General features: G+C 70.8%; 10 protein-coding genes. 2 read left to right on the forward strand and 8 right to left on the reverse strand.

What is annotated here, in order from left to right; translation table 11 throughout:
* Positions 1-63: 63 nt before the first annotated feature.
* Both O6P37_RS18045 and O6P37_RS18050 read left to right on the forward strand, forming a co-directional pair.
* Positions 64-339 (forward strand): DUF7162 family protein, encoded by a 276-nt coding sequence (locus O6P37_RS18045; protein ID WP_269895368.1) that lies wholly within the window; start codon positions 64-66, stop codon positions 337-339.
* The gene (locus O6P37_RS18050; protein WP_269895369.1) at positions 336-1,973 is read left to right on the forward strand and encodes an alpha/beta hydrolase; all 1,638 of its coding nucleotides are present in this window, start codon (positions 336-338) and stop codon (positions 1,971-1,973) included. Before O6P37_RS18045 ends, O6P37_RS18050 begins: the two co-directional genes overlap by 4 nt.
* Here O6P37_RS18050 and O6P37_RS18055 read toward each other — a convergent pair.
* The 8 genes from O6P37_RS18055 to O6P37_RS18090 are packed head-to-tail and all read right to left on the reverse strand — an operon-like array spanning position 1,912 to position 13,864.
* On the reverse strand, positions 1,912-2,721 hold the full coding sequence (locus tag O6P37_RS18055) for an IclR family transcriptional regulator (RefSeq protein ID WP_269895370.1): 810 nt from the start codon (positions 2,719-2,721) through the stop codon (positions 1,912-1,914). The two genes, O6P37_RS18050 and O6P37_RS18055, sit on opposite strands and share 62 nt — an antisense overlap.
* Before the next feature lie 12 nt (positions 2,722-2,733).
* Positions 2,734-4,506: a putative nucleotidyltransferase substrate binding domain-containing protein gene (locus tag O6P37_RS18060; protein ID WP_269895371.1), complete on the reverse strand. Its 1,773-nt coding sequence runs from the start codon at positions 4,504-4,506 to the stop codon at positions 2,734-2,736.
* A gap of 49 nt (positions 4,507-4,555) precedes the next feature.
* Entirely contained in the window at positions 4,556-6,091 is a 1,536-nt protein-coding gene (locus tag O6P37_RS18065; RefSeq protein ID WP_269895372.1) for a GMC family oxidoreductase, read from the reverse strand.
* A complete protein-coding gene (locus O6P37_RS18070) occupies positions 6,084-7,649 on the reverse strand; it encodes an APC family permease (RefSeq protein WP_269895373.1) in 1,566 nt (521 codons plus the stop codon). Before O6P37_RS18070 ends, O6P37_RS18065 begins: the two co-directional genes overlap by 8 nt.
* 19 nt (positions 7,650-7,668) lie before the next feature.
* Positions 7,669-9,147, reverse strand: coding sequence for an aldehyde dehydrogenase family protein (locus O6P37_RS18075; protein ID WP_269895374.1), 1,479 nt, complete (start codon positions 9,145-9,147; stop codon positions 7,669-7,671).
* A gap of 11 nt (positions 9,148-9,158) precedes the next feature.
* Positions 9,159-10,295 (reverse strand): aromatic ring-hydroxylating oxygenase subunit alpha, encoded by a 1,137-nt coding sequence (locus O6P37_RS18080; protein WP_269895375.1) that lies wholly within the window; start codon positions 10,293-10,295, stop codon positions 9,159-9,161.
* Positions 10,292-11,425 carry an N-methyl-L-tryptophan oxidase gene (solA, locus tag O6P37_RS18085; protein WP_269895376.1) on the reverse strand — a complete coding sequence of 378 codons (1,134 nt, stop codon included), beginning with the start codon at positions 11,423-11,425 and terminating at the stop codon, positions 10,292-10,294. Before solA ends, O6P37_RS18080 begins: the two co-directional genes overlap by 4 nt.
* A 3-nt stretch (positions 11,426-11,428) precedes the next feature.
* Complete coding sequence (locus O6P37_RS18090; RefSeq protein ID WP_269895377.1) at positions 11,429-13,864, reverse strand: GcvT family protein; 2,436 nt, start codon at positions 13,862-13,864, stop codon at positions 11,429-11,431.
* Between the last annotated feature and the right edge of the window lie 98 nt (positions 13,865-13,962).

Consider the following 13,962-nt stretch of genomic DNA (forward strand, 5'->3'; position numbering starts at 1 on the left):
GAGGCGGCGCGGCCCCTGTGGATAACGTCGGCGCCGCCCACCCGAAATCTGTCAGCATGAGGCATGGGGGGACACACCGAGGTCGATCCGGGCCGGCTACGGGCGTCGGCCGATTCCGTGCGGCGCGCCGCCGACGAGCTCGGTGGCTTCCGTTGGCCGACACTGGATGTCGAGGCTCTGCGCGGGTCCGACGTCGGGCAGTCGGCGGTGCCGGCAGTGCTCGCGGCCCGGGCCGCCGGCCTGGTGACGGCGTTACGGGACTGGGCGGACGCAGCGGTGGCCGCGGCGGCGGCGTTCGAACGCGCCGAACAGGGCTCCGCGGGCCGTTTCGGCCGGTGAGCGCGCCGACCCTGGCGGCGGCGTCGGCGTGGCGGCCCGAGGCTCTCGCGGCGCTGGCCGACAGCTGGGACGCCACCGCCGCGCAGGTCGAGGAGCTGCTCGGGTCGATCGCCGCAGCCCGCGCGGGCGGGCATCCGTCGGCGGGTGCCGCCGCCGACGCCGCCCGGCGCAGCGCCGTGGAGGTGGCCGCCGACGGTGAGGCCCTGCTGCGGGCGATGACCCTGGCGGCGGCCGCCGCCCGCGACGGCGCCGGTCAGCTGGCGCGCGCCCAGGCCGACGTGGCGGCGGTGGTCGCCTCCGCGCGCGAGGACGGCTGTGTCGTGGCCGACGGCGGCACCGCCTCCCCCGGCGCGGCCCCGGCGCCGCTGCTCGTCGCGCTGTCCGGTGGTGACCCGTCGATCGCCCGGCACCTGATGGAGCGCAGGGCCGCCGAGCTCACAGCGATGATCGCCGCCGCGCTCGACCGGCTGGGTGCCGCCGACGCCGACGCCGCCCGCGACCTCGCCGAGGCGGACGCGTCGAGCGGCGCCCCGGCGCGACGGCCGGCGACCACGAATCCAGCAGGCAGCGTGCCGCTCTCGGGCGCCGACCTGGTGGCCGGCTGGCCCCGGCTCCACCAGGACCGCATCGCCGCCCAGATCGCGGGGATGACGCCCGGGCAGCGCCGCACGCTGGTCGACGAGTTCCCCCAGCAGGTCGGCAACACCGACGGTGTGCCGTGGGACATGCGCTTCGCCGCCAACCGGATCAACATCGCCGAGGCGATCGTGGCCGAGGCCGGCGCCGATCCGGCGTCGCGGCGACGCATCGAGTTCTACCGCGGCCTGCTCGCCGAGGTCGACGACCCCGCCCGCACCGGCGCCCGCGTCGACCGGCAGATCCTGGCCTTCGATCCGGCCCGGGCATCACTGGTCGAACTCACCGGATCGCTGGCCACCGCACGCAGCGTCGCGGTGCTGGTGCCCGGACTCAACACCACCGTCGAGGGTTCGGCGGGCACCACGCAGACCGCGCGCCGGTTCGTGTCGGCCACCCGCGGCGACGTCGCGATGATCACCTACCTGGGCGGGCCGTTTCCCCGCGGCAATCCGCTGACCGGCCTGGTCGGCGCGGCGGACCCCCGCTACGCGCTGGACATGGCGCCCCGGCTGGTGTCGTTCAGCCACGACGTCGAGCGGACCGTCGAGGCGACCGGCCGCAGCGTGCCGGTGACCTACGTCGGGCACTCCTACGGCGGCTCGATCGTGGGCACCGCGGAAGCGCTGGGCCTCACAGGCGACCGGATCCTCTACGTCGCGGCCGCCGGGGCCGGCGTCGGGGTCGAGCACCCGGACGAATGGCGCAACCGCAACCCCGACGTGCTGCGCTTCTCGATGACCGCACCGGGTGACCCCATCGAGCTGGTGCAGGGCATTCCCGGCGGCCCGCACGGCGCCGACCCCGACGAGATGCCCGGTGTCATCCGGCTGGACGCCGGTCGCTACGACGACGGCAGGCCGATGGCGGGTCCGGCGGCCCACAGCGACGTGCTGAACTGGCCGTCGGACGCCTGGCGCAACGTGCTGGGGGTGATCACCGGCGACCCGGAGTCGCTGCACGGTCCCCGGGTTCGACCCAGCCGAGTCGGCGGCTGACGGCGTCGGCCGCCGCGATCGTCTGCTTGGCGACCTCCTCGAAGCGGTCGTCGCCGAGCCGGTAGGACGGCCCCGACACGCTGACCGCCGCGACGACCCGCGCGTCGTCGTCGTAGACCGGTGCGGCGACGGCGTTGAGCCCGACCTCGAGTTCTTCGCTGACGCTCGCCCAGCCGCGTTCCCGCACGCCGTCCAGCTGGCGCAGCAGCGCCTCGACGTCGACGACGGTGTTGGGTGTGAACGCCTCGAACGGACCGGCCAAGCGGTCCCGGACCTCCTGGGCGGACAGGCCGGACAGCAGCGCCTTGCCGCTGGACGTGGCATGCGGAGGGCAGGTCTGGCCGACCCAGGTGCGCAGGCTGATCTCCGCGGGCGCGATCGACTCCACGATGTTGATCACCCGGTCGTCGGCGAGGATCGCGAGGTTGCTGGTCTCGCCGACGGCCTCGGTGAGGCCGTCGCAGATGTCCTGGCTCAGTTTGCCGAGGTCGAGGTGCGCCCTGCTGGCGCGGGCCAGCCGGGCGATCGAGAACCCGAGCCGGTACTTGCCGCGGCCTGAAACCTGCTCGACGTATCCGCGGGACTCCAGCACGGCGATAAGCCGCGACACGGTCGACTTGTGCACGCCGAGTTCGGCGGCGATCTCGGTGACACCGGCCTGCCCCGACTTCGCCAGGCTCTCCAGCACCAGCAGCGCCCGGTCCACTGACTGCACCGCCGCTGCCGGTCTGTCCTCGCCGTTTGCCATCGCCGGTCGATCCTATCCGGGTGGGATCGCGAAGTTGCGGACCCGGCGCTGGACGGCGGCGATCTCGCGCAGGCCGTCGCCGAGCAGGCTGCGGTTCAGCGGCGACAACTCCGCATAGGTGATGACGTCGCCGGGGGCGTGGCCGGCGGCGAGCTGACCGACCTGGTGGGTCATCCGCAGTCGCTGCACCATCGCGAAGACGTCGGACAGCGCGGTGACGTCGTGATCGGTGATCGCCCCCGCCTCGGCCGCGGCGGCCAGCCGGGCGGGCGTGCCGCCGGTGGTCACATTGGCGGTCAGTCCGCCCCAGCGGGCCAGATTGACGATCGGCAGCACCGCATGGTTCTTCAGGTCGAACGTTCCGCCGCGCCGGGACAGCACGTCGCGCAGCGACCGGGTGCGCACCTTCCCCGACAGCGCGTCGAGCAGTTGGAGGCGCAGCGCGTTCGGGTGCCGGTCGCGCATCCGCCGGTAGGCGGCGGGCACGGTGTGCAGCGCCGGATCGCCCCACACCACCCGTCCGTCGATGAGCAGCGACGACAGGATCAGCCCGCGGTCGCGCAGCGGGTCGTCGAGCCAGCCTGTCGCCGCGCCGGACCACTGCGCGGCAGATCGGGAGAACGCGGGCCGGTCCGCGGTGGCGCCGTTGCGGTCCGACGGCAGTCCGCACGCGTCGAGGATGTGGTGGGTGCGTGCGGCGAGCGCACGCAGCGAGTCCGCGGCGGGTGAAAGGCGGTCGGCCCACGACAGCGCGCTGTCCACATCGGAGGACGGCATCGCCTCGCGGCGCGCCACGGAGCCGAGGGTCAGCCAGGCGAACCCGTCGTCGGGGGCGTCGGGCGTCTCGGCCCGTGCCAGTTCGAGCGCCTTGCGGACCAGGCTGTCGATGACGACCGAGAGGATCGCGCTGGTGGCCGACGCCTTGGTGCCGTTGCGGAACAGGTCCGCGGCGACCCCGGTCACCCGCTGCCCCACGCGGGCCAGTTCGGCGCTGTCGGCGGCCGTGGCGATGCCGCGGCGCAGCAGGAAGCTCTGCCGGGCGGACGCGGCCAGCAGGTCGCCGTCCTCCAGCACGCCGACGACGTCGCCGCGCGGGGTCACCACCGGCATGTGCCGCAGGCCGCACTCGAGCATCTCCATCAGCACGGTCTCCGCCGTCTGATCGGCGGTCACGGTCCGCACCGGTGCGCTCATCACCGCCGAGATCGGCACGTCCACCGAGAGTCCCGCCGCGACGACCCTGCTGCGCAGGTCCCGGTCGGTGAAGATGCCGAATGCGCCGTCCGGCAGGCGGATCAGTGCATAGGACACGTGATGGGCCGTCATCTGCACCACCGCGTCACGCACGGTGGTGGCAGGCGGCACCACGAGCACGTCGCCGTGCAGGAGTTCGCCGACCGCGCGGTTGTCGGTGGCAGGGGCGATCGCGGGGCGCTCGCCCGAGGTGTTCCATGCCGACGACGCCAGGAAGGCCAGCCCCGCCGGCCGGGCGAACTGGGCCCGCACCGGCGCGCCCGGCAGCCGGATCAGCGTGCTCGGCACCGCTGCTCGTGCGTCGAACTCCATCCCGCCGCCGGTGAGCAGCGGTGTGTAACCGAAGATGCCGCCGCGCCCGACGGTGTCGATGACGGCGCCGTCGACGCCGGCCCGCAGGGCGACCTGACCGGAGTGGACCATCCAGACGTCGTCGGGCACCCGGTCGGTGTAGTCGGCGATCAGCGCGCCTGCCGGGAACTCGACGATCGACGCGCCGGCGGCGAGCTCGGCGAGCTCGTCGCCGGGCATCGCCTGGAACGGGGTGTGCTCGGCCAGGAACGCCGGCAGGTCCGCCGGCTCAGGGGTTGCGGATGAGGTCAGCGCACTTCTCCGCCATCGTCATCACGGTGATGTTGGGGTTCACCGCAGGCAGTTTCGGCATCGCCGACGCGTCCACGACACGAAGCCGCGACACCCCCTTGACCCGCAGCTGCGGGTCGAGCACCGCCATCGGGTCGTCGGCTGCGCCCATCCGGGCGGTGGCGGCCGGGTGGTAGACGGTGTTGTGGCACTTGTGGATGTAGTCGAGGAGTTCGTCGTCGGTGGTGGCCTCGGGACCCGGCGCGAGTTCGCGCGCCACCCAGTCGGCCAGGGCGGGTTGCTCGGCGATCCGGCGGGCCAGCCGCACCCCGGCGAGCATGATGCGGTCGTCGTAGCCCTCCGGGTCGGTGAAGTAGCGCGGGTCGACCCTGGCCCGGTCGCGGAAGTCCCGCGAACGCAGCTGCACCGTGCCGCGGCTGCGGCCTTGCGTCACGTTGGGCGTGAGGCAGAACCCGTTGTCGGTGGTGGGGTAGCCGCGCCGCAGGGTGTTCATGTCGAACGGCACACTGCCGTAGTGCATCATCAGGTCCGGCTGGGTGGTGCCCTCGTCGACGGTGGTGAACAGCCCGATCTCCCACCACTGCGTCGAGGTCGTCACCATCGGCCGCGACGCCTCCCAGAACACCAGTCCCTCGACGTGGTCGTCGAGGTTGGCGCCCACCCCCGGCGAGTCGACGCGGACCGGGACACCGATCTCACGAAGATGCGCGGTGGGCCCGATCCCGGAGAGCATCAACAGTTTCGGCGTGTCGATGGCGCCGGCGCACAGGATCACCTCGCGGCGGGCCGCCACGGTGTCGTACCCGGTGAGGTCGGGCCGCTGATAGCGCACGCCGGTGGCGTTGCGGGCATCGTCGAACAGGATTTCGGCGATCCGGCAGTCCGTGCGCACCTCCAGGTTGCGGCGTCGGCCGAGAACCGGGTGCAGGTAGGCGTGTGAACTCGAGTTTCGCAGCCCGTCCTCACCGGCGTTGATCTGGAACCAGCCCGCGCCGTTGCGCACCGTCTCGCCGCGGTTGAAGGCGACGGTCGGCATCCCGAGCGCCGCGGCCGCTTCGAGTACCGCTGCGCCGCAGGGGTCTTCGGGTGGAATGTCGCGCAGGCCGACCGTTCCGGTCAACCGGCGCATCAGCGGCAGCACCTCCTCGGCGCTCCAGCCGGTCGCCCCCATCGCGGCCCACTCGTCGAGCGCCTCGGCGGGCGGCCAGAACGCGATGCACGAGTTGTGCGACGAGCAGCCGCCGAGCACGCGGGCGCGGGCGTGCCGCATGAACGAGTTGCCCCGCTCCTGCGGCTCCACCGGATAGTCCCAGTCGTACCCCGAGTCCAGCAGGTGCATCCAGTCCGAGAGCACCAGGATGGCGTCGTCGCCGACGTCTGTGGGTCCGGCCTCGATCAGGCACACGGTGACGTCGGGATCCTCGGACAGCCGGGCCGCCAGCGCGCACCCGGCGGTACCGCCGCCGGCGACGATGTAATCGAATGTGCCTGTGGGAGAAGCGGTGTCAGTCATCCAGGACGGCCTCGGCCTTCGTGGTGGCGGCATGGCTCTCCAGGCAACCGATGTGGTTGCGTCCCTTGAGGAAGTACCACAGCAGCCCCGCGCCGAGGATCACGCCGATGTAGATGAACGCGCCCCACGTGTTGTACCAGGGCTCGCCGTAGACGGCCGCCCGCGGCCACGCCAGGTTGAGCGCCATCCCGGCGCCCCACACCACCGCGAAGATGTTGACCGGCAGGCCCCAGCGGCCCATGGTGAAGTAGCCGCCCTCCTTGAGATCCTTCGGCGGCCACTGCCCCTGCAGCCGCTTCTTGAGCAACGGCCCAGTGACCATCAGGTAGGCCAGGTAGATCATGATGATCGCGATCGAGGTCAGCACCGTGAAGATCTTCGGCTGGCCGATGTTGATGACCAGGATGATCACCGCGATGACGCCGATGGTCACGGCGGGGACGATCGGTGTCTGCGTCTTCGGGTTGACGGTGGCCAGCCGTTCACCGAACGGCAGTGCGTTGTCGCGGGCCATCGCGAAGGTAAGCCGGATCGCCGCGGTGTGCACGGCCAGCGTGCACACCGTGACCGCGATGACGATGCAGACCAGGAAGATCTTGCCCAGCGGCCCCCACATCACCTGCTCGACGATGTACTGCAGGCCACCCGAGCTCTCACCGAGCTTGGGGTCCGCCAGGTTCGGCGCCGCCAGCACCGCGAACACCAGGATGCCGCCGCCGATCACGAACGAGGCCAGGATCGCCCGGAAGATCGCCTTGGGGGCGGTGCGGCGGGGTTCGACCGTTTCCTCGCCCAGTGAGCTGGCGGTGTCGAAGCCGTACATCACGTATCCCGACGCCAGGGACGCCACCAGGAACGCGCCGAGGTATCCCATGCTCTCCCCCGCGCCATAACCGTTGGCGGAGAAGAAGACATCCGGACTGTTCTCCAGGTTCACCGCGAGCAGCACCACGATCAGCACCGCGGCGATGAGTTCGATGAACACCCCGGAGCTGTTGATCCTCGCCATCAGCTTCACCCCGAGCGCGTTGATCAGGGTGGTGAACGCGATCAGGATGGTGCCGAGCAGCACGGCGTTCGCGGCGTAGGAGGCGTTGTCGCTGCCGTCGCCGATGATCTGGAAGCCGCTCCACAGCCTCGGCAGGTTGAGCTGGTAGGCCAGCGCCACCGCGGAGATGGTGACGATGGAGGCGGTGAGCATCAGCCAACCCGACATCCACCCCACCAGCCTGCTGGCGAGTTTCTTGCTCCAGTTGTAGACCGACCCGGCTACCGGGTACTTCGCGGCGAGTTCCATGAAGCACAGCGCGACGGCCATCTGCCCGACGAACACGATCGGCCACGACCACAGGTACGCCGGACCCGCTGCGCCGAAACCGAAGTAGAACAGCTGGAACGTGCCGGTCAGGATGGAGATGTAGCTGACGCCCGCGGCGAAGCTGGCGAACTTGCCGATGCTGCGGTCCAGGGACTCCTTGTAGCCGAAGTCCTCCATCCCGCTGTCGGCCAGAACTCCTCCCGTCGCTCCGCTCGCCCTGTTCGGTTCCTTGATCACCATCGTGGTGTCCTCTCTGCGGCTAGCCCTTGAACCAGCCGGCCGGCTTCGGCGCGACGTTGTGCCAGATGTGTTTGATCTCCTGATACTCCGCGAGCCCGGTCGGTCCGAGTTCGCGGCCGTTGCCCGACTTCCCGTAACCGCCCCACTCCGCCGCGGCGGTGTAGTAGCCGAAGTCGTTGAGCCACACCGTGCCGTGCCGCAGTGCCCGCACCACACGATCGCCCCGCGCCGCGTCCGATGTCCGGACTCCGGCCGCGAGACCGTACTGCGTGTCGTTTCCGAGTGCGACCGCCTCGGACTCGTCGGTGAACCGCTCCACGGTCAGGATCGGCCCGAAGGTCTCCTCGGTGACGATCCGCATCGACCGGTCGCAGCGGTCGAAGATCGTCGGCAGGTAGAAGCTGCCCGCGGCCAGCGCCTGACCACTGGGCCGCGCGCCACCGGTGACCAGTACCGCGCCCTCCGAGATGCCGAGCGCGACGTACTCCTCCACCTTCGCGCGATGCTGTTCGGAGACCAGCGGACCGGTCTCACTGGTGGGGTCCATGCCGTCGCCGACGCGGATCTTCTCGGCACGGCGGGCGAGTTCGGCGACGAAGTCGTCGGCGATCGATTCCTCGACGATCAGCCGCGTTCCCGACGAGCAGACCTGGCCCGAATGCAGGAACACGCCGGTGAGCACCTGGTCGACCGACGACTCCCAGTCCGCGTCCGCGAACACGATGTGGGGGTTCTTGCCGCCGAGCTCCAGCGCCACCCTGGTGACGTGCTTGGCGGCGGTCTCGGCGATGACGCGCCCGGTGGCCGCACCCCCGGTGAAGGAGATGAGGTCGACGGCCGCGTTGTCGGTGAGCGCCTCGCCGAGGCGGGCGCCGCTGCCCTGCACCAGGTTGACGACCCCCGGGGGGACACCGGCCTCGACGAGCAGGTGGGTGAACGCGATGGTGGTCAGCGGGGTCACCTCGCTGGGCTTGGCGACCATCGTCGCGCCGGCGGCCAGCGCGGGCGCGATCTTCCACACCATCTGCAGCAGTGGGTAGTTCCACGGCGCGATCAGCACGCAGACGCCGACCGGTTCGCGCACCACCCTGCTGATCACCGTCGGGTCGCCTACGTCGACGAGGCGGTCTGACTGGGCCGCGATCAGCTGGGCGTAGTACCGGAACACCGACGTGACGTCGTCGATGTCGATCTCGCTCTCGGCCAGCGTCTTGCCGGTGTCGAGGGTCTCCAGCCGGGCCAGCCGGTCCTTGTCGCGCTGCAGCAGATCGGCGACCCGCAGCAGCAGGGCGGCACGGTCGCCGGCGGCGGTGGCCGGCCACTGCCCGTCGTCGAAGGCGGCCCGCGCGGCGGCCACCGCGGCCCGTGCGTCATCAGGGGTCGCCTCGTCGACGGTCGCGGCGACGGAGCCGTCGGCGGGGTTGATCACCTCCCGGGTGCCCCCGTCGGAGGCATGGCGCCATGACCCTCCGATGTAGAGGTCCGGTTCACCGTCCACGACACGTCCCGTCAGTCACAGTCGAGACGGGACACTACCCACTCCTGGAACTCCGCGATGTGATGTTCGGCGGGGACGAGGACACCGCCCTTCCGGTACGCCCGCGACGCCATCGCCGGCTGCGTTCGCTCGCAGGCCTCGAAGTCCTGTTCGTTGACCCGGTGGAACAGCTCGACCGACCGGGTGACGTCACGCCCGGAGGCGATCACGTCGGCGGTGTAGAGCCAGTCGCACTCCACGACGGTCCGCGTCGGTGACATCGGGATCATCCGGTGGAAGATGATGTGGTCGGGGACCAGGTTGATGAACACCGTCGGCTTGACCGTGATCGCGTAGTAGCGGCGGTCCTGGCCGTCGGTGATGCCCGGCAGCCGCTCGAACCCGGGGGCGCCGTCCACTGTGAATCCGTCCACGGCCGAGCCGAATTCGGCACCTCGGCCGATGTTCGCCTGGGCGGCCACACCGCGGGCGAACTCGGGCAGCACGCCGACGAGTTCGGGGTGGATCGAGCTGCAGTGGTAGCACTCCATGAAGTTCTCGACGATCAGCTTCCAGTTCGCGGCGACGTCGTAGACGATGCGCCTGCCGACGTCCAGCCCGCCGATGCCGTAGCGGTTGATCGCGTCGGCGTCGCCGAGGGTGCGGGTGGCCTCGGCGACCACGTCGTCGAAGGGTGGCGGCGTGTCGGACAGGCACACCCACGCATAGCCGAGCCATTCGGTGAGGGCGACGGGGACGAGCCCGAACCGGTAGCGGTCGATCGGCGCGCCGTCGCCGTCGGTCAGCGTCCCGATGTTCGGCGCCGCGACGAGCTTGCCGTCGAGTGCGTACGTCCAGGAGTGGTACGGGCAACGCAGGTTGCGCCGTAGCTCGCCCGCGTCGTCGGTGCACAGCTGCGCCCCGCGGTGGCGGCAGATGTTGAGGAACGCCCGCAGCAGCCCGTCCCGTCCCCGGACCAGCAGCACGCTCTCGCGGCCCACCTGCACCTTCCGGAACTGGCCGGGAGTCGCGAGTTCGGCGGACCGCACCGCGCAGAACCACATGTCCTCGAAGATGCGTTCCTGCTCGGCGGCGAACACCCGCTCGCTGGTGTAGTACTCGCCGCGCAGGGTGGCGCGCAGCCCCGGGGGCGGTTGCACGGTGGTCATGTGGTCACCAGCCGCCGGGGATCGAACAGCGTGATCGGGTGGCGGGTGGCGCCCTCGGTCGCCAGGTCGGCCAGGATCTCGCCCACCACCGGCACGAACTTGAAGCCGTGCCCCGAGAAGCCGCACGCCACGGTGACGTTCGCGCTGTCGGGGTGGCGGGCGATGACGAAGTGCTGGTCGGGGGTGTTGGAGTACATGCATGTCGCCGAGTGCACGAGCGGCCCGTCCAGGGCGGGCAGCAGTTCGGCGACCCTGCTGCGCATCTCGCCGACCTCGCGGTCGTGCACCTCGCGGTCGATGGTCTCGGGCGTGCAGACCACACCCCTGCGGAAGAACGCGATCTTCACTCCCCCGACCGGGCCGTCGATCGCGGGGAAGCCGTAGATCTGCTCGCCCCCGGCGTCCTCGGCGATGAAGATCGGCTGGTCGGCGAAGGCGCTTGCGCCGCCGACCGGATCGAACCAGTACAGCACCTGCCGTTCGACGGTGATCGGGATGCTGAACTCCGCCAACAGCTGTGGCGCCCAGGCGCCCGGGCAGACGACGAGCTGGCCCGCGGTGTAGGTGCCGCGCGCCGTCGTCACCGTGACGCCCCCGGCGGTCTCCGCCCAGTGCAGCACCTCCTCGCCGAAGGACAGGGTGGCGCCCGCCTGCCCGGCGAGGTCGATGTGGGCCTGCACGGTCATCTCGGGCCTGGCGAATCCGGCCTTGGCCTCGTAGAGCGCGATGTCCTCGTCGCGGGGGGTGAAATTCGGGTGCCTGCGCAGGATCTCGGTGGCGTCGAGCACCTCGTGCGGCAGGTCCCATTCCTGGCTGGCGCGCAGACTGCCCGCGACGGTGAGGCTGTCGGGCGGCCCGATGAACAGCCCTCCGGTCAGCCGGAACACCTCGCGCCCGGAGTCGGCGGCGAGCTTGTCCCACAGTTCGTAGGAGCGCAGCAGCAGGGGGACGTAGGCGGGGTCCTCGAAGTAGGACTGCCGGATGATCCGTGACCCGCCGTGGCTGGAGCCGCGGTCGTGGGCGGGGCTGAACTTCTCCAGCCCGAGCACACGCTGCCCGCGGGCGGCGAGGTGGTAGGCCGCCGCGCTGCCCATCCCGCCGAGACCGATCACGATGACGTCGTATGTCATGGCCTACCTTCTGATCCGGGCCATCTCGGGGTCGACCACCGGTTCGGGGTGGACGGCCGCGGTGTGCCGTGTTCCGCGATAGTCCACGGAAACGGTGTCGCCGTTCGCGACGGCGGTGGGCAGCCACGCGTAGGCGATGGTGCGGCCGACGGTCGGCGAATACCCCGCACTCGTCACGTAGCCCGCGCACTCCGCGCCGACGTACACCGGCTCCTTGCCGAGCACCACTGCCGCTGGGTCGTCGAAAACGATGCTGCGCAACGTGTTCGGAGGCGGTTCTGCGGCCTCCAATGCGGTTTTGCCGACGAAGTCGTCCTTGGCCATCCGGACGGCGAACGCCAGGCCGGCGGCCGCAGGCGAATGCTCGGCGGTGACGTCGGTGCCCCAGCTGCGGTAGCCCTTCTCGATGCGCAGGCTGTTGAACGCGATCCGGCCCGCGGCGATGACGCCGTGGTCACGGCCGGCCTCGAAGAGCAGGTCCCACAGCGCCGCACCGTATTGGGCCTCGGTGTAGATCTCCCAGCCCAGTTCGCCGACGTAGGAGACGCGCAACATGGTCACCGGAAGCGCGTCGAGGTGGGTGTGCAGTGCGCGGAAATACGGGAAGGCGTTGTGGGAGAGGTCGTCCGGGCACAGCGGCTGCACGAGGTCGCGGGCGAGTGGTCCCCACACGCCGACGCAACAGGTGCCACCGGTGATGTCGCGCAGTGTCACGTCCGGCGGCAGATGGCGGGTCAGCCAGTCGAAATCCAGCGGCGAGTTGGCACCGACCTGAAAGGTGGTGTCGGCGAGCCGGGTCACCGTGAGGTCGCTGCGGACGCCGCCGGTGTGGTCGAGCAGCAGGGTGTAGGTGACCGAGCCGACGCTCTTGTCGACGTTGTTCGTCGTCATCCGCTGCAGGAAAGCGGCGGCGCCCGGCCCGGCGATCTCGTAGCGGGTCAGCGGCGTCATGTCGTACATCGCCACGCGGTGCCGCGTCCAGTGCGCCTCGGCGACCGAGATCGGCGACCAGAACCGCGCCGACCATTCGTCGCGCCGCGGGAGGTCGAGGTCGTCGATGCGTTCGGCCAGTCCGGCGTTGGCCTCGAACCAGGCCGGCCGCTCCCAGCCGCCGCCCTCGTAGAAGAAGGCGCCGAGCTCGCGGTGCCGGGCGTGGAACGGGCTGGTGCGCAGCCCACGCAGGGCGGTGCGGTACTGGTGCGGGTGGATGACGTCGTACACCTCGACGAACGCCTGTGAGCTGGTCTGCGCGATGAACTTCGGGCTGCGCGCCACCTCCTCGAACCGGTACAGGTCGCATTCGTGGACGTCGATCGAGGGCGCGCCGTCGACGATCCACTCGGCGGTCGCCTTGGCCACCCCGGCCGAATGCGTCACCCAGACGGCCTCGGCCACCCAGAAGCCGCTGAGCTCGCGGTGCTCACCCATCAGCGACAGACCGTCGGGAGTGAACGAGAAGATGCCGTTGAAGGCCTCCTCGACCTTCGAATCGTCCAGTGCGGGCAGCAGTGCGGTCGCCTCGGCCCACGCGGGGGCGAAGTCCTCGTCGGTGAACGGAAGCATCGAGGGCATGGTCTCCCCCGCGGTGTCGGCCGACAGGGTGGCCGTCTCCACCGGCATCGGGCGGTGGGCGTAGGAGCCGATACCGATGCGGTCGACGTGTTCGCGGAAGTACAGGTCGGCGTCCTGGTGGCGCAGGATGGGCAGCCCGGCCTCGAGGGCTTCGGTGTTGCGGCCGACGAGCGGCGCCACCTGGCCTGTCTTCGCGTACTGGTGGGCCATCGGCACCAGGGGCAGCACCAGGCCGACCTGCCGGGCGAGTTGCGCGCCCCAGAAGCCCGCGGCGCAGACGACGATGTCGGCGGGCAGCACCCCGTCGGCGGTGTGTACGCCGGTCACCCGGCCGGCGTGGTCGGCGATGCCGAGCACCTCGGTGCCGGCCAAGAAGGTGGCGCCGCGTGCCATCGCGCGTCGCGCCTGCGCTTCGGCGGCGCGCACGGCCTTGGCCAATCCGTCGGTGGGCGTGTGGAATCCGCCGCGAACCCGGTCCTTGTCGAGCAGCGGGTGAAGCGCCAGGCATTCGTCGGCGGTGATCAGCTCACCCCGGATGCCCCATGCCTGCGCCCAGCCGGCCTTGCGGTGCAGGTCGGCCCACCGCTCTGGCGTCGTGGCGATCTCGAGTCCGCCGACCGGGTTGAACACCCAGCCGCCCGGGTGGTCGAGCGTGCGGAACTTCTCCACGGTGTAGCGGGCGAATGCCGTCATCGTCCTGGACGGGTTGGTCTGGAACACCAGGCCGGGAGCGTGCGATGTCGACCCGCCGGTGGCGAACAGCGGTCCGCGGTCGACCACCGTCACGTCGGCGCACCCGCGCGCGGTCAGTTCGTCGGCGAGCGAGGTGCCGACGATCCCGGCACCGATCACGACGATTTTCGGCATGGATTGACCACTTCCAGACGGATACTGCCTATTTTGTTGCGCTTGACGCAACGTGATGTTCTATACGCAACACATCCTCGTCTTCGCCGACGTCTGCG

Source organism: Mycobacterium hippophais, from assembly GCF_027529605.1.
GTDB lineage: Bacteria > Actinomycetota > Actinomycetes > Mycobacteriales > Mycobacteriaceae > Mycobacterium > Mycobacterium arseniciresistens.

Coding starts and splice junctions, on each gene's coding strand:
- O6P37_RS18070 (WP_269895373.1), bottom strand. CDS start 7,649: ATGGTGATCAAGGAACCGAACAGGGCGAGCGGAGCGACGGGAGGAGTT.
- O6P37_RS18045 (WP_269895368.1), top strand. CDS start 64: ATGGGGGGACACACCGAGGTCGATCCGGGCCGGCTACGGGCGTCGGCC.
- O6P37_RS18060 (WP_269895371.1), bottom strand. CDS start 4,506: ATGCCCGGCGACGAGCTCGCCGAGCTCGCCGCCGGCGCGTCGATCGTC.
- O6P37_RS18055 (WP_269895370.1), bottom strand. CDS start 2,721: ATGGCAAACGGCGAGGACAGACCGGCAGCGGCGGTGCAGTCAGTGGAC.
- O6P37_RS18080 (WP_269895375.1), bottom strand. CDS start 10,295: ATGACCACCGTGCAACCGCCCCCGGGGCTGCGCGCCACCCTGCGCGGC.
- O6P37_RS18065 (WP_269895372.1), bottom strand. CDS start 6,091: ATGACTGACACCGCTTCTCCCACAGGCACATTCGATTACATCGTCGCC.
- solA (WP_269895376.1), bottom strand. CDS start 11,425: ATGACATACGACGTCATCGTGATCGGTCTCGGCGGGATGGGCAGCGCG.
- O6P37_RS18090 (WP_269895377.1), bottom strand. CDS start 13,864: ATGCCGAAAATCGTCGTGATCGGTGCCGGGATCGTCGGCACCTCGCTC.